At 72.7% G+C, this 20,011-nt stretch carries 20 protein-coding genes; 3 read left to right on the forward strand and 17 right to left on the reverse strand.

Features of this window, described 5'->3' with window-relative positions:
• Positions 1–135: 135 nt before the first annotated feature.
• From der to aroH, 5 genes are all read right to left on the reverse strand, one after another.
• Entirely contained in the window at positions 136–1,584 is a 1,449-nt protein-coding gene (der, locus tag AC07FJ_RS24880; RefSeq protein WP_355357025.1) for a ribosome biogenesis GTPase Der, read from the reverse strand.
• A 60-nt stretch (positions 1,585–1,644) separates the two neighbouring features.
• Positions 1,645–2,325, reverse strand: coding sequence for a lysophospholipid acyltransferase family protein (locus AC07FJ_RS24885; protein WP_479051495.1), 681 nt, complete (start codon positions 2,323–2,325; stop codon positions 1,645–1,647).
• On the reverse strand, positions 2,283–2,945 hold the full coding sequence (gene cmk / locus AC07FJ_RS24890; RefSeq protein ID WP_361422460.1) for a (d)CMP kinase: 663 nt from the start codon (positions 2,943–2,945) through the stop codon (positions 2,283–2,285). The genes AC07FJ_RS24885 and cmk overlap by 43 nt, the downstream gene beginning before the upstream one ends.
• 262 nt (positions 2,946–3,207) lie before the next feature.
• Entirely contained in the window at positions 3,208–4,293 is a 1,086-nt protein-coding gene (locus AC07FJ_RS24895; RefSeq protein ID WP_479051496.1) for a prephenate dehydrogenase, read from the reverse strand.
• On the reverse strand, positions 4,290–4,652 hold the full coding sequence (gene aroH, locus AC07FJ_RS24900) for a chorismate mutase (RefSeq protein WP_468297745.1): 363 nt from the start codon (positions 4,650–4,652) through the stop codon (positions 4,290–4,292). Before aroH ends, AC07FJ_RS24895 begins: the two co-directional genes overlap by 4 nt.
• A 72-nt stretch (positions 4,653–4,724) precedes the next feature.
• On the opposite strand from aroH, the gene AC07FJ_RS24905 reads away from it, so the two are divergent.
• The 3 genes from AC07FJ_RS24905 to AC07FJ_RS24915 all read left to right on the forward strand — a co-directional run bounded on the left by AC07FJ_RS24905 (position 4,725) and on the right by AC07FJ_RS24915 (position 6,329).
• Positions 4,725–5,048 (forward strand): DUF952 domain-containing protein, encoded by a 324-nt coding sequence (locus AC07FJ_RS24905; protein WP_479051497.1) that lies wholly within the window; start codon positions 4,725–4,727, stop codon positions 5,046–5,048.
• Between the two features lie 64 nt (positions 5,049–5,112).
• Positions 5,113–5,532, forward strand: a complete 420-nt coding sequence (locus AC07FJ_RS24910; protein WP_479051498.1) for a Rieske (2Fe-2S) protein — start codon at positions 5,113–5,115, stop codon at positions 5,530–5,532.
• Positions 5,533–5,540: 8 nt separating this feature from the next.
• The gene (locus AC07FJ_RS24915) at positions 5,541–6,329 is read left to right on the forward strand and encodes a nucleotidyltransferase domain-containing protein (protein WP_479051499.1); all 789 of its coding nucleotides are present in this window, start codon (positions 5,541–5,543) and stop codon (positions 6,327–6,329) included.
• Here AC07FJ_RS24915 and AC07FJ_RS24920 read toward each other — a convergent pair.
• From AC07FJ_RS24920 to AC07FJ_RS24975, 12 genes are all read right to left on the reverse strand, one after another.
• Entirely contained in the window at positions 6,228–7,016 is a 789-nt protein-coding gene (locus AC07FJ_RS24920) for a nucleotidyltransferase domain-containing protein (protein ID WP_479051500.1), read from the reverse strand. The genes AC07FJ_RS24915 and AC07FJ_RS24920 overlap by 102 nt on opposite strands.
• A gap of 4 nt (positions 7,017–7,020) precedes the next feature.
• Positions 7,021–8,058: an ADP-ribosylglycohydrolase family protein gene (locus tag AC07FJ_RS24925; protein ID WP_479051501.1), complete on the reverse strand. Its 1,038-nt coding sequence runs from the start codon at positions 8,056–8,058 to the stop codon at positions 7,021–7,023.
• A complete protein-coding gene (locus tag AC07FJ_RS24930) occupies positions 8,055–8,840 on the reverse strand; it encodes an NUDIX hydrolase (protein WP_479051502.1) in 786 nt (261 codons plus the stop codon). The genes AC07FJ_RS24925 and AC07FJ_RS24930 overlap by 4 nt, the downstream gene beginning before the upstream one ends.
• A gap of 208 nt (positions 8,841–9,048) precedes the next feature.
• Complete coding sequence (locus tag AC07FJ_RS24935; RefSeq protein ID WP_361421757.1) at positions 9,049–10,161, reverse strand: pseudouridine synthase; 1,113 nt, start codon at positions 10,159–10,161, stop codon at positions 9,049–9,051.
• On the reverse strand, positions 10,161–10,742 hold the full coding sequence (gene scpB, locus AC07FJ_RS24940) for an SMC-Scp complex subunit ScpB (protein WP_479051503.1): 582 nt from the start codon (positions 10,740–10,742) through the stop codon (positions 10,161–10,163). The genes AC07FJ_RS24935 and scpB overlap by 1 nt, the downstream gene beginning before the upstream one ends.
• Positions 10,742–11,761, reverse strand: a complete 1,020-nt coding sequence (locus AC07FJ_RS24945; protein WP_479051504.1) for a segregation and condensation protein A — start codon at positions 11,759–11,761, stop codon at positions 10,742–10,744. Before AC07FJ_RS24945 ends, scpB begins: the two co-directional genes overlap by 1 nt.
• A gap of 86 nt (positions 11,762–11,847) precedes the next feature.
• Positions 11,848–12,390 (reverse strand): hypothetical protein, encoded by a 543-nt coding sequence (locus AC07FJ_RS24950; protein WP_479051505.1) that lies wholly within the window; start codon positions 12,388–12,390, stop codon positions 11,848–11,850.
• Positions 12,375–13,400 (reverse strand): ParA family protein, encoded by a 1,026-nt coding sequence (locus AC07FJ_RS24955; RefSeq protein ID WP_355357000.1) that lies wholly within the window; start codon positions 13,398–13,400, stop codon positions 12,375–12,377. Before AC07FJ_RS24955 ends, AC07FJ_RS24950 begins: the two co-directional genes overlap by 16 nt.
• Before the next feature lie 479 nt (positions 13,401–13,879).
• The gene (gene ald, locus AC07FJ_RS24960; protein ID WP_355357283.1) at positions 13,880–14,995 is read right to left on the reverse strand and encodes an alanine dehydrogenase; all 1,116 of its coding nucleotides are present in this window, start codon (positions 14,993–14,995) and stop codon (positions 13,880–13,882) included.
• 143 nt (positions 14,996–15,138) lie between these two features.
• Positions 15,139–17,172, reverse strand: a complete 2,034-nt coding sequence (locus AC07FJ_RS24965) for a tetratricopeptide repeat protein (RefSeq protein ID WP_479051506.1) — start codon at positions 17,170–17,172, stop codon at positions 15,139–15,141.
• 169 nt (positions 17,173–17,341) lie between these two features.
• Positions 17,342–17,965: an NUDIX domain-containing protein gene (locus tag AC07FJ_RS24970; protein ID WP_479051507.1), complete on the reverse strand. Its 624-nt coding sequence runs from the start codon at positions 17,963–17,965 to the stop codon at positions 17,342–17,344.
• Positions 17,966–18,050: 85 nt separating this feature from the next.
• Entirely contained in the window at positions 18,051–19,715 is a 1,665-nt protein-coding gene (locus tag AC07FJ_RS24975) for a CTP synthase (protein WP_479051508.1), read from the reverse strand.
• Positions 19,716–20,011 lie beyond the last annotated feature (296 nt).

Genomic DNA, 20,011 nt, shown 5'->3' on the forward strand with positions numbered 1-20,011 from the left:
CCTCCCCCTCCCCCTCCCTGGCGGAGCGGACACCTTAGCAAGGGGGAGTGCGTGGAGTGTGGCCGGGGCTGAGGGGGGGGCCGGACCAACCTCCCCCTCCCCCCCCCCGCCGTCGTCATATGCCGCTATGTGTCGCTACTTCTTCCGGCCGCGCTTCTCGCGCACCCGCACCGAGATGTGGATCGGCGTGCCCTCGAAGCCGAACTCCTCGCGCAGGCGCCGCTCGACGAAGCGCCGGTAGCCGTGCTCCAGGAAGCCGGAGGCGAAGAGCACGAACCGGGGCGGCTTGGTGCCCGCCTGCGTACCGAAGAGGATGCGGGGCTGCTTGCCGCCGCGGATCGGGTGCGGGTGGGCCGCGACGAGCTCGCCGAGGAAGGCGTTGAGCCTGCCGGTCGGCACGCGGGTCTCCCAGCCCGCGAGCGCCGTCTCGATCGCCGGGACCAGCCGGTCCATGTGGCGGCCGGTGCGGGCGGAGACGTTGACGCGCGGGGCCCAGGAGACCTGCTGCATCTCGGTCTCGATCTCGCGCTCGAGGTAGTAGCGGCGCTCCTCGTCGAGGTCGTCCCACTTGTTGTACGCGATGACGAGCGCGCGGCCCGCCTCGACGGCCATGGTGATGATCCGCTGGTCCTGGACGGAGATGGACTCGGTGGTGTCGATCAGGACGACGGCCACCTCGGCCTTCTCCACGGCGGCGGCGGTACGCAGCGAGGCGTAGTAGTCCGCGCCCTCCTGGAGGTGGACCTTCTTGCGGATACCGGCGGTGTCGACGAACTTCCACGTCGTGCCGCCGAGCTCGATCAGCTCGTCGACCGGGTCGCGGGTGGTGCCGGCCATCTCGTTGACGACGACCCGCTCCTCGCCCGCGAGCTTGTTCAGCAGGGACGACTTGCCGACGTTCGGACGGCCGATGAGCGCGATGCGGCGCGGGCCGCCCACGGCGGCGCCGAACGTCTGCTCCGGGGCCTCCGGCAGCGCCTTCAGCACCTCGTCCAGCAGGTCGCCGGTGCCGCGGCCGTGCAGCGCGGAGACCGGGAACGGCTCGCCGAGGCCCAGGGACCACAGCATGGCGGCGTCGGCCTCGGCGGAGGGGCCGTCGACCTTGTTGGCGGCGAGGACGACGGGCTTCCCGGCCCGGCGGAGCAGCTTGACGACGGCCTCGTCGGTGTCCGTGGCGCCCACGGTGGCGTCCACGACGAAGACGACGGCGTCGGCGGCTTCGATGGCGTACTCGGCCTGGGCGGCGACGGAGGCGTCGATGCCGAGGACGTCCTGCTCCCAGCCGCCGGTGTCGACGACCTTGAAGCGGCGGCCGGCCCACTCGGCCTCGTACGTGACGCGGTCCCGGGTGACGCCGGGCTTGTCCTCGACGACGGCCTCGCGACGGCCGATGATGCGGTTGACGAGGGTCGACTTGCCGACGTTCGGCCGGCCGACGACGGCGAGGACCGGGAGCGGGCCGTGCCCGGCCTCCTCGATCGCGCCTTCGACGTCCTCGATGTCGAAGCCCTCTTCGGCGGCGAGCTCCATGAACTCCGCGTACTCGGTGTCGCCGAGTGCCCCGTGGTCGTGCTGGTCGTTCATGAAGTCCGTTCCTCGTTCATCATCATCGGCGGATCGAGTGATCCGCTACTCAAGTCTCGCTCAGCGCCCGGTGAGGCGCTTGGCGTTTTCCAGGTGGGCGGTGAGCCGCTCCTGGATGCGTACGGTGGCGTCGTCCAGCGCCTTGCGGGTGCGGCGGCCACCGGGCTCCCCCGCCTCGAAGGCGTCGCCGAAGACGACGTCCACGCGGCTGCGCAGCGGCGGCAGCGCCTTTATCAACCGCCCGCGGCGCTCGGTGCTTCCCAGCACGGCGACCGGGACGATCGGCGCGCCGCTGCGCACGGCGAAGTACGCCAGCCCGGCGCGCAGCGAGGCGAAGTCGCCCTCGCCCCTCGTGCCCTCCGGGAAGATGCCCAGCACACCGCCGCCCGCCAGCACCTCCAGGGCGCCGGTGATGGCGGTGCGGTCGGGCGCCGAGCGGTCCACCTTCAGCTGCCCGATGCCCTCCAGGAACGGGCCCAGAGGCCCTATGAAGGCCTCCTTCTTGATCAGGAAGTGCACGGGCCGGGGCGCGGTGCCCATGAGCATGGGGCCGTCGAGGTTGTGCGCGTGGTTGACGGCGAGGATCACGGGCCCGGAGGCCGGGACGCGCCAGGCGCCGAGGACGCGGGGCTTCCACAGCCCGTACATCAGGCCGATGCCGATGCCCCGGCCGACCGCGGCGCCCTTCTCGGACGGGGTCACTTGGCGGCTCGCTTCTCCTCGACGAGGGTGACGACGCACTCGATGACCTGCTGGAGGGTGAGGTCGGTGGTGTCGACCTCGACCGCGTCGTCCGCCTTGGCGAGCGGCGACGTCTTGCGGCTGGAGTCGGCCGCGTCCCGCTTGATGAGCGCCTCGCGGGTGGCGTGGACGTCCGCGCCCTTGAGCTCGCCGGAGCGGCGGGCGGCGCGGGCCTCGGGGGACGCGGTCAGGAAGATCTTGAGGTCGGCGTCCGGGAGGACGGTCGTGCCGATGTCGCGGCCCTCGACGACGATGCCCTCCACGGCGCTCGCCGCGATGCTGCGCTGGAGCTCGGTGATCCGGGTGCGCACCTCGGGGACCGCGCTGACGGCGCTGACCTTGGAGGTGACCTCCTGGGTGCGGATGGGCCCGGAGGCGTCCACGCCGTCGACCGTGATGGTGGGGTGGGACGGGTCGGTCCCGGAGAGGATGGTGGGCTTGCCGGCGGCCGAGGCGATGGCCTCGGGGTCGTCGGTGTCCACGCCGTTGCTGATCATCCACCAGGTGATCGCGCGGTACTGCGCGCCGGTGTCCAGGTAGCTGAGCCCCAGCTTGGCGGCGACCGCCTTGGAGGTGCTCGACTTGCCCGTGCCGGAGGGCCCGTCGATGGCGACGATCACGGTTTCCACGGTGTCGGACACCTTCCTGGTACGCGGGAGAGGGGCCGGCCGGTTGCCAAGGGGCCCGGCACAAGGTTACCGACTGCGGGCCGAACCCCTTGCACCCGTTCGGAGGACCCCTCGTGCCGGGCGCCCGCCCGGGCACAGGGCCGCCGGGCACGGGCGTCCCCCCGGCACGAGGGCCACCCGGGCTCGGGAGCCACCCCCGTACGGGAGCCGCCCGGGCACCGGGCGCCGGACTCCGTCCTCCGCCGGGTCGTCGCTACGGCCGCAGCGCCCAGCCCTGCTCCCGCAGGGCCGCCGCGAGGACCGGGGCCGCGCTCGGTTCGACCATGAGCTGGATGAGGCCGGCCTGCTGGCCTGTGGCGTGCTCGATGCGGACGTCCTCGATGTTGACGCCCGCCCGGCCCGCGTCGGCGAAGATCCGGGCCAGCTCGCCCGGCTGGTCGCTGAGCAGGACCGCCACCGTCTCGTACGCCACCGGCCCGCCGCCGTGCTTGCCCGGCACGCGGGCGCGGCCGGCGTTGCCGCGGCGCAGGACGTCCTCGACGCCGCTCGCGCCGTCGCGCCGCTTGTCGTCGTCGGCGGACTGGAGCGAGCGCAGGGCCTGGACCGTCTCCTCCAGGTCGGCGGCGACGCCCGCGAGGACGTCGGCGACCGGGCCCGGGTTCGCCGAGAGGATCTCCACCCACATGCGCGGGTCGGACGCCGCGATGCGCGTCACGTCCCGGATGCCCTGCCCGCAGAGCCGTACCGCCGTCTCGTCGGCGTCCGCCAGCCGTGCGGCGACCATCGACGAGACCAGCTGCGGGGTGTGGGAGACGAGCGCGACGGCCCGGTCGTGGGCGTCCGCGTCCATGACGACCGGCACGGCCCGGCACAGCGCGACGAGCTCCAGCGCCAGGTTCAGCACCTCGGTGTCGGTGTCGCGGGTGGGCGTCAGCACCCAGGGGCGGCCCTCGAAGAGGTCGGCGGTCGCGGCCATCGGCCCCGACTGCTCCTTGCCGGACATCGGGTGCGTACCGATGTACGCCGTCAGGTCGAGGCCCATCTCCTCCAGCTCGCGCTTGGGCCCGCCCTTGACGCTGCCCACGTCCAGGTACGCGCGGGCCACGCCCCGGCGCATCGCGTCGGCGAGCGTGGCGGCGATGTGCGCGGGCGGTACGGCGACGACCGCGAGGTCGACCGGGCCCTCGGGCGCCTCCTCGGTGCCGGCGCCGCGCGCCGCGGCGGTGCGCGCGCGGGCCGGATCGTGGTCCACGAGGTGGACGGTGACGCCGCGCCCGGTCAGCGCGAGGGCGGCCGAGGTGCCGATCAGGCCGGTTCCGATGACGAGTGCGGTTCTCACTGGGCGATGTCCTTGCGCAGGGCGGCCGCGGCACCGAGGTACACGTGCGCGACGGCGGATTTGGGCAGATCGGTCTCGACGTGCGCGAGCAGCCGTACGACACGTGGCATGGCGCCGTCGACGTCCAGCTCCTGCGCGCAGATGAGCGGCACGTCCACGATGCCGAGGTCGCGCACCGCGGCGGCGGGGAAGTCGCTGTGCAGGTCCGGCGTGGCCGTGAACCAGATGCTGATCAGGTCGTCCGTGGTGAGGCTGTTGCGCTCCAGTACGGCGGTGAGCAGCTCGCCGACCTGGTCCCGCATGTGCCCGGCGTCGTCCCGCTCCAGCTGGACGGCCCCTCGGACCGCTCGTACCGCCACGTCCCGCTCCTTCGTCGGCTTGGGTGCTGCTGTGATCAGCCTAGTCAGGCACGGTGGGTTAGAACTGTCCGCATGCTCTTTCACGTCGTCCCCCTCGCCCAGTGGTCCGCCGATCCGGAGGGCCCGTACGCGCCCGGCTCACTCGCCGCCGAGGGCTTCGTACACTGCTCGCCCGACGAGGCGGCCGCGCTCGCCATCGCCGACGCCCACTACCGGGACGCGCCCGGCACGCTGCTGGTGCTGCGGATCGACGAGGAGCGGCTGTCGTCGGAGGTCCGCTGGGAGGGCGGGTTCCCGCATGTGTACGGGCCGGTCGACCGCGCCGCCGTGACCGGGGTCCTGGAGGTACGCCGGGAGGCGGACGGCACGGCGACGGGGCTGCTCCCGCGGGCGTAACCGGCGGCCCGGGCGACCGCGCGGCTCCTTCGCGCGGTGCGGCCGGGGCGTCAGGATGCGGCGCATGAACACAGCGAACCCGGCCACCACGCCCCGCCGTACCGTCCTGGCAGCCTCGGGTGCCGCCGCGCTGCTCACCGCCTGCGGCGGCGGGGGCGAGGGGGGTGACGGCCCCACGGACGGGGGGTCACCGGCCGGTGAGGAGCTCGCGATGACCGCGGACATCCCCGTCGGCGGCGGCCGGATCTTCGCCGACCGGCAGGTCGTCGTGACCCAGCCCAGCGAGGGCGAGTTCAAGGCCTTCTCGGCGATCTGCACACACCAGCGCTGCACGGTGGGCTCGGTCGCGAACGGCGTCATCCGCTGCCCCTGCCACGGCAGCACGTTCCGCGTCGAGGACGCGTCGGTCGTGACGGGTCCGGCCACCAGGCCGCTCCCGGCCAGGGAGATCTCGGTGTCGGAGGGCGCCATCCGCCTGGGATGATCGCGGTCATGACACCGCCGATGCCACTGACCGCCGAAGACCTGGTGCGCGACCACACCGTCTACTCGTGCGTCATGGGGTCGCGCGCCTTCGGGCTGGCCACGGACGGCAGCGACACCGACCGTCGTGGTGTGTTCCTCGCACCCACGGCGCTCCAGTGGCGCTTCGCCAAGCCGCCGAGGCACATAGAGGGCCCGGCGGAGGAGCAGTTCAGCTGGGAGCTGGAGCGCTTCTGCGAGCTCGCGCTGCGCGCCAACCCGAACATCCTGGAGTGCCTGCACTCCCCGCTCGTCGAGTACGTCGACGACACCGGCCGCGAGCTGCTCTCGCTGCGCCGCGCGTTCCTCTCCCGCCAGGCCCACCAGACGTTCGTCCGGTACGCGGTGGGCCAGCGCAAGAAGCTCGACGCGGACGTCCGCCGGCACGGGGCCCCGCGCTGGAAGCACGCCATGCACCTGCTGCGGCTCCTGATGAGCTGCCGGGACCTGCTGCGCACGGGCGAGCTGGTCCTCGACGTCGGCGACGCCCGCGAGCGCCTGCTGGCGGTCAAGGGCGGCGAGGTGCCGTGGCCGGAGGCCGAGGCGTGGATGGCCCGCCTGGCGGCGGAGGCGGACGAGGCGGCCGTGCGCTCCCCGCTCCCGGCGGAGCCGGACCACCGGGCGGTGGAGGACTTCCTCTACCGCACCCGCCGGGCCTCAGCCCTCCAGGCCCACCCGGGGCTGGAGACGCTCCAGGCGCACCCGTACGACGAAGTCGTGGAGGGCGTCGTACGCGCCGGAGGCGGGCGCGTCCGGTAGCGCCGACGCCGCCTGCGCCTCGTCCAGCACGGCGTGCAGTCCCTCCACGTCCGCGCGCACCCGCTCGGTGTCCACGCCGGTGGCCGGTCCGTGCTCGGCGTCGGACTTGGCGGCGATCAGCTCGGCCACGTACTCCGGCGCCGGTACCGACCCGAGCAGCGTCGGCAGGTGGGCCACCACCTCAGCCGTGCGCATCAGATGGATGCCGGTCAGCAGCACCCGGAAGGTGTACAGCATCGGCTTGAGCTCCCCGCTCTTCTCGAACAGCCGCCACTGGGTGGCCGCGAACCCACGGTAGTGGTGCGCGTGGTGGGTGGTGAGCACACCCGGCGCGAGCTCGGCCAGCTCGGCGTGCGCGTCCGAGGTGTGGGCCACCAACGGGGACAGCAGCTGCTCCAGTACGTAGCCGTTGCGCCGCAGCATGAGCCGGACGAACTTGCGCAGGTCGTGCGTGACCAGGTCCATCTCCACGCCGTCCCGCTCCCACATCCGGGACCGGGTCTCCTCGGGCTCGCGCAGCCCGATCACCGCGTCGACCGGCAGCAGGTGCACCCCGCGCAGGTCCACGTCCGAGTCGCGGGACGGGAAGCCGTACAGGTGGGCACCGGAGACGGTCGCGAAGAGCAGCGGATCGGGCTGCTCGGCGACGACAGAGGCCAGGTCGGGCAGGTCAACGAGGTGGGTCATGCGCTCAAGCGTCCCAGAGCGCCCCCAGCGTCGACAGCTCGCTCCCGTACTCGATCCGGTCCGCCCACTCCCTCGGCCACGCCCCGGCCCCCAGGTGGGCCCCGGCGAAGGCGCCCGCGAGGCACGCGATCGAGTCGGAGTCGCCCTTGGTGCAGGCCGCCCGGCGCAGGGCCGTGAGCGGCTCCTCCGGGAACAGCAGGAAGCACAGCAGGCCCGTGGCGAGGGCCTCCTCGGCGATCCAGCCGTCGCCCGTCAGGAGGCACGGGTCGGCCTCCGGGTCGGCGGTGCGCAGGGCGGACTCCAGGGTGGTGAGGGCGGCGACGCACTCGTCCCAGCCGCGCTCGATGAACGCCTGCGGCGTGGCGTCGTGGGAGTACGTCCACAGGTCGCCGAGCCACTTGGCGTGGTAGCGGGAGCGGTTCTCGTGCGCGTACGCGAGCAGCTGCCCGACCAGGCCGGCCGGGTCCGCGCCGTGCGACAGCAGGTACACCGCCCGCGCGGTGAGGTCCGAGGCGGCGAGCGCGGTCGGGTGCCCGTGCGTGAGGGCGGCCTGGAGCTGCGCGGCGCCGGCGCGCTGTTCCGCGTCCAGCCGGGGTACGAGTCCGAGGGGCGCGACCCGCATGTTGGCGCCGCAGCCCTTGGAGCCGATCTGGCTGGCCTGCTGCCAGGGCAGGCCGCTGTCGAGCCTGCCGCAGGCCACCAGGCACGTACGGCCGGGGGCCCGGTTGTTCTCCGGCGAGTGGTACCAGGCGACGAACTCGTCCCGCACGGGCTGGGTCAGCCGCTGCGGGGTGAACGGCCCGCGGTCCATCGCGGTGCGGATGCCCCGCGCCAGCGCCAGCGTCATCTGGGTGTCGTCCGTGACGAAGGCGGGCCGGGGCAGCTCCATCTCCCGCCAGGGGCCGCACTTCGCGAGGATGGACGGGACGTCGTTGAACTCGGTCGGGAAGCCCAGCGCGTCACCGAGCGCCAGCCCGATGAGCGAGCCGGTGGCCGCCCGCTTGATGGTGGTGGTCCTGGCGGTGGTCGTTCCAGCCGTCATGCCTGCCGTCCCTCCGGTCGCAGCAGTGGCGGGTGCAGGGCCGTGGCCCCGCCCGCCCGGTACAGGGCGGCCGGTTTCCCCCGTCCGCCGGTCAGGCGCGGCGGCCCCTCCACGGCCTCGACGAAGCCGGGCGTGGCGAGGACCTTGCGCCGGAAGTTGGGGCGGTCGAGCTCGACGCCCCACACCGTCTCGTACACCTGGCGCAGCTCGCCGAGCGTGAACGCGGGCGGGCAGAAGGCGGTGGCGAGGCAGGTGTATTCGAGCTTGGCGCCCACGCGCTCGCGCGCGTCGGCGAGGATCGTGTCGTGGTCGAAGGCGAGGGGCCCGTACGAGCCGTACGGCAGCCACTGCGCGTGCGCCGCGTCGCCGCCGCCCCGGGGCTCCGGCAGGTCCGGTACGAGGGCGGTGTACGCGACGGAGACGACCCGCATCCTCGGGTCGCGGTCCGGGTCGCTGTAGGTGCGCAGCTGCTCCAGGTGGAGGCCGGCGGCGGTGGCGCCGGAGATTCCGGTCTCCTCGGCCAGCTCGCGCCGCGCGGCCTGTTCGGCGGACTCGCGGGGCAGGACGAAGCCGCCGGGCAGGGCCCAGCAGTCCTTGTACGGCTCTTGCCCCCGCCGTACGAGCAGGACCTGCAGCCGCTCCTCGCGGACGGTGAGGACGGCGAGGTCCACGGTGACGGCGAAGGGTTCGAAGGCGTGCGGGTCGTAGCCCTCGGGACGCTCCGCCTTCGGTGCCTTCGGCCCCTTCGGCGCCGGTGCCTTCGGCGCCTTCGGCGTGCTCATACCCGCACCACCCCGGCCGCGCGGGTGTCGGAGCCCGGGCCACCCCCGTGGGTCCAGGTTCGCCGCCCGTGCGCGGCAGGGGTGATGGGGAGTCGCAACGCCGCCTCCTTAAGAGTCACTATGACTATAAAGGCGGGAGGGTACGTCCCACAAGCGCGAAAGCCCGCGCTCCTCGGGGAGACGCGGGCTTTCGTACGGGAACGTGCGGTTACAGGCCGACTTCCTTCATCAGCATGCCGACCTCGGTGTTCGTCAGGCGCCGCAGCCAGCCCGACTTCTGGTCGCCCAGCTGGATCGGGCCGAACGCGGTCCGGACGAGCTTGTCGACCGGGAAGCCCGCCTCGGAGAGCATGCGGCGCACGATGTGCTTGCGGCCCTCGTGGAGGGTGACCTCGACGAGGTAGTTCTTGCCGGTCTGCTCGACGACCCGGAAGTGGTCGGCGCGGGCGTACCCGTCCTCCAGCTGGATGCCCTCCTTGAGGCGCTTGCCGACCTCGCGCGGAAGCGGGCCGGTGATCGCGGCCAGGTAGGTCTTCTGCACGCCGTACTTCGGGTGCGTGAGGCGGTGGGCCAGCTCGCCGTGGTTGGTGAGCAGGATGATGCCCTCGGTCTCGGTGTCGAGCCGCCCGACGTGGAAGAGGCGCGTCTCGCGGTTGGTGACGTAGTCGCCGAGGCACTGGCGCCCGTCCGGGTCCTCCATGGTCGAGACCACACCCGCGGGCTTGTTGAGGGCGAAGAAGAGGTACGACTGGGTCGCCACGGTCAGGCCGTCGACCTTGATCTCGTCCTTCTCGGGGTCGACGCGCGTGCCCTGCTCGATCACGATCTTGCCGTTGACCTCGACGCGGCCCGCGTCGATCAGCTCCTCGCAGGCGCGGCGCGAGCCCATGCCCGCCCGGGCCAGCACCTTCTGCAGGCGCTCGCCCTCCTGGTCCCCGAAGGTCTTCGGGGTCTTGATCTCGGGCCGGTTCGCGTACCGCTCGCGGTTGCGCTCCTCGATCCGGGCGTCCAGCTCGCGCGGGCGCGCCGGGGTCGTGCGGCCGCCGCCGCGCTGCGGGGACTGCCGGGGGCCGCCCTTGGCGCCCCCGCGGGCCGCCGCGCCGCGTCCGCGCTTCGGGGCCTCGGAGGGGCCGCCCACGTCGTAGCTGCGCTCCTCGGGGCGGGGCTTGCGCGGGTTGCTCCCGCGCGGAGTGCGGTCGTCGCGGCTGTTACCGGCGCCCCGGTAATTTCCGCGGCCGCCGCTGCTGCCGCGGCCGCCGCTGTTGCCACCACGGCTCCCGCCGTTGTTTCCGCTGCTGTTCCTGCCGCTGCTGCTTCGCATCAAATTTCCGTCTTGTCGTCGTCTGGATCGAACGACGGGAGCCCTTCCCGGCTCTCCGCCTCGACCGCGTCCGCCTCGGGGAGGAAGGGCGCGAGCTCCGGGAGTTCGTCCAGGCCGCGCAGGCCCATCCGCTCCAGGAAGTAGTTCGTCGTCCTGTACAGGATCGCACCTGTTTCGGGTTCCGCGCCCGCCTCCTCCACCAGACCGCGCTGGAGGAGGGTGCGCATGACCCCGTCACAGTTCACGCCGCGCACCGCCGAGACCCTCGACCGGCTGACCGGCTGGCGGTACGCGACGACCGCGAGGGTCTCCAGGGCGGCCTGGGTGAGCCGGGCCTGCTGCCCGTCGAGGACGAAGCGCTCGACGGCCTCGGCGTACTCGGGGCGCGTGTAGAAGCGCCAGCCGCCCGCCACCAGCCGCAGCTCGAAGCCGCGCCGCTGCACGTCGTACTCGTCGGCCAGCTCGCGCAGCGCGTCGGCGACCTCGCGGCGGGGGCGGTCCAGCACCTTGGCGAGGTGCTCCTCGGTCGCCGGCTCGTCGACGACCATGAGGACGGCCTCCAGGGCCGGCTTCAGCTCCATCACGTCTCCTCCTGGTCGAACTCGTCCGTCACGGCGACACCGCCGTCCGCGCCCGTCCACCGCACGGTGAGCTCCCCGAGGGCGTCGTCCTGCTCCAGGGCGACGGCCTTCTCCCGGTACAGCTCCAGCAGCGCGAGGAAGCGGGCGACGACGGTGAGGGTGTCGGGCGCGTCCTCGGCGAGCTCCCGGAAGGTCGCCTCGCCGCGCTCCCGCAGCCGCGCGACCACCACCTCGGCCTGCTCGCGCACGCTGACCAGCGGGGCGTGGATGTGCTCCACGTACACCTGGGGCTTGGCCCGGGGCTGCATGGCCTTCACGGCGAGCCGGGCGAACCCCTCGGCGCCGATGCTGATCACCACGTCCGGCAGCAGCTCGGCGTGGTGCGGCTCCAGCCCGACGGTACGCGGGTAGCGCCGGCCCTCGCTCTCCAGCCGCTCGCTGAAGATGTCCGCGACCTGCTTGTACGCGCGGTACTGCAGCAGCCGCGCGAAGAGCAGGTCCCGCGCCTCCAGGAGCGCGAGGTCCGCCTCGTCCTCGACCTCGGCGGCGGGCAGCAGGCGGGCCGCCTTGAGGTCGAGCAGGGTCGCGGCCACCACCAGGAACTCGGTGGTCTGGTCCAGGTCCCAGTCGGGGCCCATGGCGCGGATGTGGGCCATGAACTCGTCGGTGACCTTGGAGAGGGCGACCTCGGTGACGTCGAGCTTGTGCTTGGAGATCAGCTGCAGGAGCAGGTCGAAGGGCCCCTCGAAGTTCGCCAGCCGCACGGTGAACCGCCCGTCGCCCTCACCGGCCCTCTCGGGCCCCGGCGGCGCGGGCTGCTCCGGCTCCTCGGGCTCCGCGGACGGGACCGGCGGCTCCGGGTCCTCCGGCGGCTCCGACCGTACCGGCGGCGCGGGCTGCTCCGGCGCCCCGGGCCGTACCGGCTGCTCCGGTTCCTCGGGCGGCTGCGTGGGCGAGGCCCCCGGGCCGCGGCCCAGGGGGCGGCGTGTGCGGCGGGGCGGGTCGTCGGTCGGGGGCATCGTGGTCCAGGAGCGTGGCGAGCGGGGCCCGGCCGGGGGAACCGGCGGGCCAGGGCGGCTCGCGCAGGCTACCGCCGGGGCCGCCGTCAGCGCCCGCGCAGCCGCCGTACGAGGATGCTCGCGTCGCCGCGCGACTCCAGGTCCGCCAGGACCACGGCGACCGCCTCGCGGACGATGCGGCCGCGGTCGACGGCCAGGCCGTGCTCACCGCGCAGGACCAGGCGCGCGTGCTCCAGGTCCATGAGCTCCTCGGCGGAGACGTACACCGTGATCTTCTCGTCGTGGCGTTCGCGCCCGCTGGGCCGCCGGTTCGCGGACCGGCCGCGGCGCCGGGGCGCCGGAGCGCCCGCAGCCGCGGCGGCGGCCGGCTTCGCGGGAGCGGTGGCGGGCTCGGTCTCGCGGGTACGCGGCTCCGCCGCCCCCTCGGCCTCGGCGGCCGCGTGCTCCTCGGCGGGCGCCGGAGGGGCGGGGACGGCGGCCGTGGGGTCGCTCTCGCCCGCCGGCGCCGGCACCCGCGGCTCGCCGTTCGCCGCGCTCGCCTGGCGCCTGGGGGTCGACGCCTGCAGCGCCATGCCCCCGGTCGTACGGAACAGCTCGTCGGCACCGGGCAGACTCACTCGGCGTGACACCGGGCGAGCACCTCCCTGGCGAGCTGGCGGTAGGCGGCCGCGCCGACCGAGTTCGAGGCGTACGTGGTGATCGGCTCACCGGCGACCGTGGTCTCCGGGAAGCGCACGGTCCGGCCGATCACCGTGTGGTAGACGTGGTCGTCGAAGGCCTCGACGACCCGGGCCAGCACCTCGCGGCTGTGCACCGTGCGGGAGTCGTACATCGTGGCGAGGATGCCGTCGAGCTCCAGGTCGGGGTTGAGCCGCTCCTGGACCTTCTCGATGGTCTCCGTCAGCAGGGCCACCCCGCGCAGCGCGAAGAACTCGCACTCCAGCGGCACTATCACCTTGTGAGCGGCCGTCAGCGCGTTGACGGTCAGCAGACCGAGCGAGGGCTGACAGTCGATCACGATGTAGTCGTAGTCCGGCAGCAGGGGCTTCAGGGCCCGCTGGAGCGTGGACTCGCGCGCGACCTCGCTCACCAACTGCACTTCCGCCGCAGACAAATCGATATTGCTGGGCAGCAGGTCCATGTTGGGCACGGCGGTCTTCAGCAGCACCTCGTCCGCCGACATGCCCCGCTCCATGAGCAGGTTGTAGACGGTGAGGTCGAGCTCCATGGGGTTGACGCCGAGGCCGACCGACAGGGCGCCCTGCGGGTCGAAGTCGACGAGCAGGACCCGCCGTCCGTACTCCGCGAGCGCGGCGCCCAGGTTGATGGTCGACGTCGTCTTGCCGACGCCGCCCTTCTGGTTGCACATCGCGATGATCTTGGCGGGGCCGTGGTCGGTCAGCGGGCCCGGGATCGGGAAGTACGGCAGGGGCCGTCCGGTGGGGCCGATCCGCTCGCGGCGCTGGCGGGCAGCGTCCGGGGCGAGGGTGGCCGCGTATTCCGGATCGGGCTCGTACTCGGCGTCGGGGTCGTAGAAGTGCCCCTCGGGCACCTCGTCGTAGGCGGCGAAGTGGGTGGACTCTCGGCCACTCTCGTTGCCGGCCATGGCGTTCACGTGTTGGCCGTCCATCATCTTCATCGTGTGGGCTGTCGTCAGGTGCTGCCGGCCGGTCTGCTGACCGGCCTCGAAGGGGCGGACAGCGACGGAACCGGCATCGCCGACCGACCCTGGCTGACCACCTCCGGGAGTAAATGTCGACTCATTCACAAGTCGTCTTACCTCCTTGGAAGTGGCCAGGGGACTTATCGATAGGTCAGCGTGGCACCATGCCGACGGTTGGCGACTCTATGGCGTGTCACCGCTCCGCAGCAACACAATCGCCCGGACGCGGGCCGATGTGTCGGCAAAGAAACACTCCTCTGTCAAGGGTGCACGGCCACGCATCGACACGTTTCCCGGGTGTGCGAAACGGTTAAAGGGTTACGTTCGAGACGACTTGAACGACGGTCAGGAAGCGTCCGGACACACGTCCGGCCGGACCTTGCGCACAAGGTCCGGCCGGATGTGTGAGGATGACGGCAACCGTTGACGGTCGGTCCCCGTCAGCCCCGGGCTCGTCAGCCGATGAAGGTGGCGGGGTCCACGTACTCCAGGTCGTGGGCCTCGGCGACCTCCTTGTAGACGACCTTGCCGTCGTGGGTGTTGAGACCCTTGGCGAGCGAGGCGTCGCGGCGCAGCGCCTCGACCCAGCCGTTGTTGGCGAGCGAGACGATGTACGGCAGCGTGGCGTTGGTCAGCGCGTACGTCGACGTGTTCGGGACGGCGCCCGGCATGTTGGCGACGCAGTAGAAGACCGAGTCGTGGACCTGGAAGGTCGGCTCGGCGTGCGTGGTCGGACGGGAGTCCTCGAAGCAGCCGCCCTGGTCGATCGCGATGTCGACAAGGACACTTCCGGGCTTCATCTTGGCGACGAGCTCGTTGGTGACCAGCTTCGGGGCCTTGGCGCCCGGGATGAGGACGGCGCCGATGACGAGGTCGGCCTCGACGACGGCCTTCTCCAGCTCGTAGGCGTTGGAGACGACCGTCTGCACCTGGGTGCCGAAGATCTTGTCGGCCTCGCGCAGCTTGTTGATGTCACGGTCGAGCAGGGTCACGTGGAAGCCCATGCCGACGGCGATCTGGGTGGCGTTCCAGCCCGAGACGCCGCCACCGATGACCACGGCCTTGCCGGCGTGCGTACCGGGGACACCGCCGGGCAGGACGCCGCGGCCGCCGGCCGAGCGCATCAGGTGGTAGGCGCCGACCTGCGGGGCCAGGCGGCCCGCGACCTCGGACATCGGGGCGAGCAGCGGAAGGGCGCGGTTCGCGGTCTCGACCGTCTCGTAGGCGATCGCGGTGGTGCCGGAGGCGAGCAGCGCGTCCGTGCACTCGCGGGAGGCGGCGAGGTGGAGGTAGGTGAAGAGCGTCTGGTCCTTGCGGAGGCGGTGGTACTCCTCCGCGATCGGCTCCTTGACCTTGAGCAGCAGGTCGGCGGTGGCCCAGACCTCGTCGGCGGTGGGCAGGATCTGCGCGCCGGCGGCCACGTACTCGTCGTCCGTGATCGAGGAGCCGACGCCGGCGTTCTGCTCGATGAAGACCTGGTGGCCGTTGCGGACGAGCTCGTGCACGCCGGCGGGGGTGATGGCCACCCGGAACTCGTTGTTCTTGACCTCGCGGGGGATGCCGACCTTCACGTCGATCACGGTCCTTGGCTCGGGGGGTACTGGGGGCAATGCAATACATACCCGGATGCAGTGGACGCATCGGGATAGACCGCGGTCAATCGCGGCTCACCCAGTCTATTGAAGGACTTCCCGTTGTCTAGCCTTGCAAAGACCTAATCTTTGGCTGAAGCACTGCGGATTTCGTAGGCGGAGCTTTCGCTTCCCAGCATGCGCTCCGCGGTCGCGCGGTGCAGCCGGGCCGCCGCCGGATCGCCGAGCCGGTCGAGCGTGTCGGCGAGCCGCAGCTGGAGCGCGGCGAGAAGCCGCATGTCGTCGGCGCGCCGGGCCCACTCGATCGCCTCCTCGCAGGTGCGCAGCGACTCGTGCGGCCGGCCCGCGTACTCCTGGACCCGGGCGATTTCGCTCAACGCCCGCGCGTGGCCCGGGAGATCGCCGAGGCGGCGGTATCCGGCCGCGGCCGCCCGCCAGCTGCGCAGCGCCTCGCCGTACCGCCCGGCATAGGTGTGTACGGCGCCGAGCCTGCCGTACAGCCGGGCCTGGTCGGCGCGCTCGTCACGGGCGAGGCGCTGGGAGAGGGCCCGCCCGTACCAGTCGGCGGCCCGCTGCCAGTCCCCCAGCTCCTGGTACGCGCCACCTACGGATTCCATCGCGCGACCGGTCGCGTACGGGTCATTTGCATCGCGTCCGGCGTCCAGAGCTGCGCGATACCGCATCAAAGCGTCCTGGGTCCTCCCGGTGGCGGCGTCCAGATCGGCGAGGTTCAGCAGGGCCGCTGCCCGCTCGCGGTGCAGGCCGCGCCGCTCGGCGACGTCGAGCACCAGCTGGTGCAGCCCGTACAGCTCGGGCGCCGCCGTCTCGGGGCCCCGGTGCGCGGTGAGCGCCCGGACGAGCGCGGCGATCAGCCGGCGGGCCAGGGTGTCGAGCTCCCCGTCGGCGACCGCGAGCCGGGCGGAGGCCAGCAGCGCGGGCTGCCGGGTGCGCAGCCACTGGCTGGCGGTGCCCACACTGGGAAAGCGCAGGGCGCGCGGCAGCCCGGCGAGCCGGCGCCGCGCGGCCGAGCCCTCGGGCTCGGTGACCGCCCGGCACGACTGGAGCAGCCGCACGGTCCGTTCCAGCATCCGCGCCCGCGCCAGCTGCACCTCGGCGGGCCGGTCCTCGCTCTCCAGCAGCTCCCTCAGCAGCGGCACCAGGCAGCCCGGGACCTCGTACTGGCCGCCCCGCTCCCCGTCCCGTACGAGCCCGAAGGCGACGAAGCCCTCCAGCGTGGAGCGGGCGGCCGACACCGAGCAGCCGGCCAGCGCGGAGGCGGTCTGGGCGTCGGCGAGGCCCAGCGGCGCGAGGGCGAGGAGCCGCAGCAACCGGGCGGCGGGCGGCGGCAGGGCCTCGTAGGCGAGGCGGAAGGCGCGGGCGAGCGGGCGCGCGGCGGCGGGCCGGCCGGGGTCGTCGGGCAGGGACCGCAGCCGTTTGGCGAGGTCGGCGACGGACGACATGGGGCGGGCGGCGAGCCAGCCGCCGGCCAGCACGAGCGCGGCGGGCTGCCCGCCGCACAGCTCGGTGAGCGTCTCGGCGGCCTGCGGGTCGACGGTGATGCGTACGGAGCCGGTGAACCGGTTGAGGAGCTCGATGGACGACTTGGCGTCCAGCCCGCCCAGCGTGCAGGGCCGTACGCCGGGCAGCCCGGTGAGCGGCCCCTGGGCGACGGCGACCACCAGGCACGCGGAGGTGTCCGGCAGCAGCGGGGCGACCTGCCCGGCGTCGGTGGCGTCGTCGAGCAGGATCACCATGCGCCGCCGGGCGAGGGCGCCGCGCAGCAGCTGGCTCAGCTCGTCCTCGTCGGCCCCGGCGGGCGCGTCGATGCCGAGGTCGGTGAGGAGGTCCCGGGCGGTCCGCTCGGTGGGGATGGGCGCGCCGCCGGGCTCGGTCAGCCGGGCCCGCAGCACCCCGTCCTCGTACGCGCCCTCCGCGAGGAGCCCGCGCACGAGCTCACCGGCGAGCGCGGTGCGCCCGCTGCCCGGCCGCCCGGCGATGAGCAGCACCCGGGGACGGGGCGTGGTGCGCCCGGCGATGGTGTCGAGCCCGGCGTTCTCGATGTCGGCCCGCAGTGCCTTCAACTCGCGCTGGCGGCCGAAGAACCGGCCGCTCTCCGGCTCAGCGCCCTCGTCGAAGTCCACCGCCTGCTCCGCCACGGGTCACGCTCCCGTCCACTGCGCCACGTGCTGTCCCGCCGGGTCTCCGACGGGTGATCCGAGCGTAGTTCAGCCGGGTGGGCCTCCCCTGCGGAGCGGGGCGGACAGGTCCCTCTTTCGGATCAGCAGATCGTCACACTGCGGGACCTGTGGCGAGTGAACCGAGCCTCTATGAGAACGGCCTGGCCGGCCAGGGGGCGTCCGCCGGGCGCAGGGCGTCGAGGCCGTCGCCCGCCCGGGCCGCCAGCAGGGAGAGGACGCCCACCACCAGGCAGGTGTTGTGCAGGTCGCCGGCGAGCACGCCGCGGGCCAGCTCGTCGAGCGGCACCCGCGCGAGCTCCATGTCGGCCTCCTCCTCGGCGACCTCGAAGCGCTCGCCCTCCGCCGCCGACAGACCCCGCGCCAGGAAGATCCGTACGGCTTCGTCGCAGCCGCCGGGCGTGGTGTAGACGTCGGTGAGGACGTTCCACCGGTCGGCCTTGACGTGCGCCTCCTCATACAGCTCGCGCACCGCCGCGTTCAGCGGGTTCTCGCCGGGGACGTCCAGCAGACCGGCCGGGATCTCCCACAGCTTGTGCCGCACCGGGTGGCGGTACTGGCGCAGGACGAGGACCCGGTCCTCGTCGTCGAGCGCGAGGACGGCCACCGAGCCGGGGTGGACCTGGTAGTCCCGGCGTACGACGGACCCGTCCGGCATGACCACGTCGTCGGTGCGGACACTCGTCTTGTTGCCCCGGAACGGCACCTCGGTCGCGGTGACCCGCCACTCCTCGGGTGTGTCCTTGATGGTCATGAAAGACGTCCTCCCTCGTACACAAGAAAACCGGGGCACGCGCCCTGATCAGGCCCGTACCCCGGTCAACCGTATCTCTAGCGGGCTACTTGCCCGTCTTCCGCTCCGCCTGCTGCCGCTCGACGGCCGCCTTCACCAGGCCCGCGAAGAGCGGGTGCGGGCGCGTGGGGCGCGAGCGCAGCTCCGGGTGCGCCTGGGTGGCGACCAGGTAGGGGTGCACCTCGCGGGGGTACTCCACGTACTCGACGAGCTTGTTGTCCGGGGAGGTGCCGGAGAAGACGATGCCCGCCTTCTTCTCCAGCTCCGCGCGGTAGGCGTTGTTCACCTCGTAGCGGTGGCGGTGGCGCTCGTCGACGTACGGCTGGTCGCCGTAGACCTCGCGGACGATGGAGCCCTCGGCGAGCTTCGCCGGGTACAGGCCCAGGCGCATGGTGCCGCCCAGGTCGCCGGCGCCCTCGACGTACGCCAGCTGCTCCTCCATCGTCGAGATGACGGGGTGCGAGGTGGCGGGGTCGAACTCGGTGGAGTTGGCGTCCGCGATGCCGGCGAGGTTGCGCGCGGCCTCGACCACGATGCACTGCAGGCCCAGGCACAGGCCGAGCAGCGGGATCCTGTTCTCGCGGGCGTACTGGATGGCGCCGACCTTGCCGTTGACGCCGCGCTCGCCGAAGCCGCCGGGGATGACGATCGCGTCGACGTCGCCGAGCTGCTTGGCGGCGCCCGCCTGGGTCTTGCAGTCGTCGGAGGTGACCCACTTGACCTTGACGCGGGCCTTGTTCGCGAAGCCGCCGGCGCGCATCGCCTCGGTCACCGAGAGGTACGCGTCGGGCAGGTCGATGTACTTGCCGACGAGCGCGACCGTGACCTCGTGGTCGGGGTTGTGGACGCGGTCCAGCAGGTCGTCCCACGTCGTCCAGTCGACGTCCCGGAAGGGCAGGTCCAGCTTGCGCACGACGTACGCGTCGAGGCCCTCGGTGTGCAGCACCTTCGGGATGTCGTAGATCGACTTGGCGTCGATGGCCGCGACCACGGCCGCCTCGTCGACGTCGCACATCAGCGAGATCTTGCGCTTGATCGCGGTCGGCACGTCGCGGTCGGCGCGCAGCACGATCGCGTCCGGCTGGATGCCGATGTTGCGCAGGGCGGCGACCGAGTGCTGGGTCGGCTTGGTCTTCAGCTCGCCGGAGGGGCCGATGTAGGGCAGCAGCGAGATGTGCACGACGAAGACGTTGTCCCGGCCGACCTCGTGGCGGACCTGGCGGACGGTCTCCAGGAACGGCAGCGACTCGATGTCGCCGACCGTGCCGCCGACCTCCGTGATCACGACGTCGACGTCGTCCGTCGCCATGCGGCGGATGCGGTGCTTGATCTCGTTGGTGATGTGCGGGATGACCTGGACGGTGTCGCCGAGGTACTCGCCGCGGCGCTCCTTGGCGATGACCGTGGAGTAGACCTGGCCGGTGGTGACGTTGGCCGAGCCGTCGAGGTCGACGTCGAGGAAGCGCTCGTAGTGGCCGATGTCCAGGTCGGTCTCGGCGCCGTCGTTGGTGACGAACACCTCACCGTGCTGGAACGGGTTCATGGTGCCGGGGTCGACGTTCAGGTACGGGTCGAGCTTCTGCATCGTGACCCGCAGGCCCCGCGCCTTGAGCAGCGCACCCAGGCTGGAGGCGGTCAGCCCCTTGCCGAGGGAGGACGCGACACCCCCGGTGACGAAGATGTGCTTGGTCGTCGTTGTTTTGGGCGGCATGGCCAAGAGGGGGCTCCCGTGGTCGCGGTTGGAGGTGCGTACCGGCGTCCGGTCCGGAGTGCTCCGAGGAGTTCCGGGGGTGCCGTCGCTGCGGTTCGGGGGCCGCCGATTCGTTGTGCGGCGCCCACCGGTCCACGGGCTACCAGGGTATCAGCGCCAGGGGGAGACCGCTCCCGGCCACGCGCGGCGCCTGGATTGGCACGGCGTGCGACGGGCACGAGAGTGGGCACCCGTCAGCCACCCGTCGGGCACCCGATCGGCTCAAGGAGGACATTGGATGGAGGCGAACGCCCCAC

The sequence above is a fragment of the Streptomyces sp. NPDC045998 genome (genome assembly GCF_056430285.1).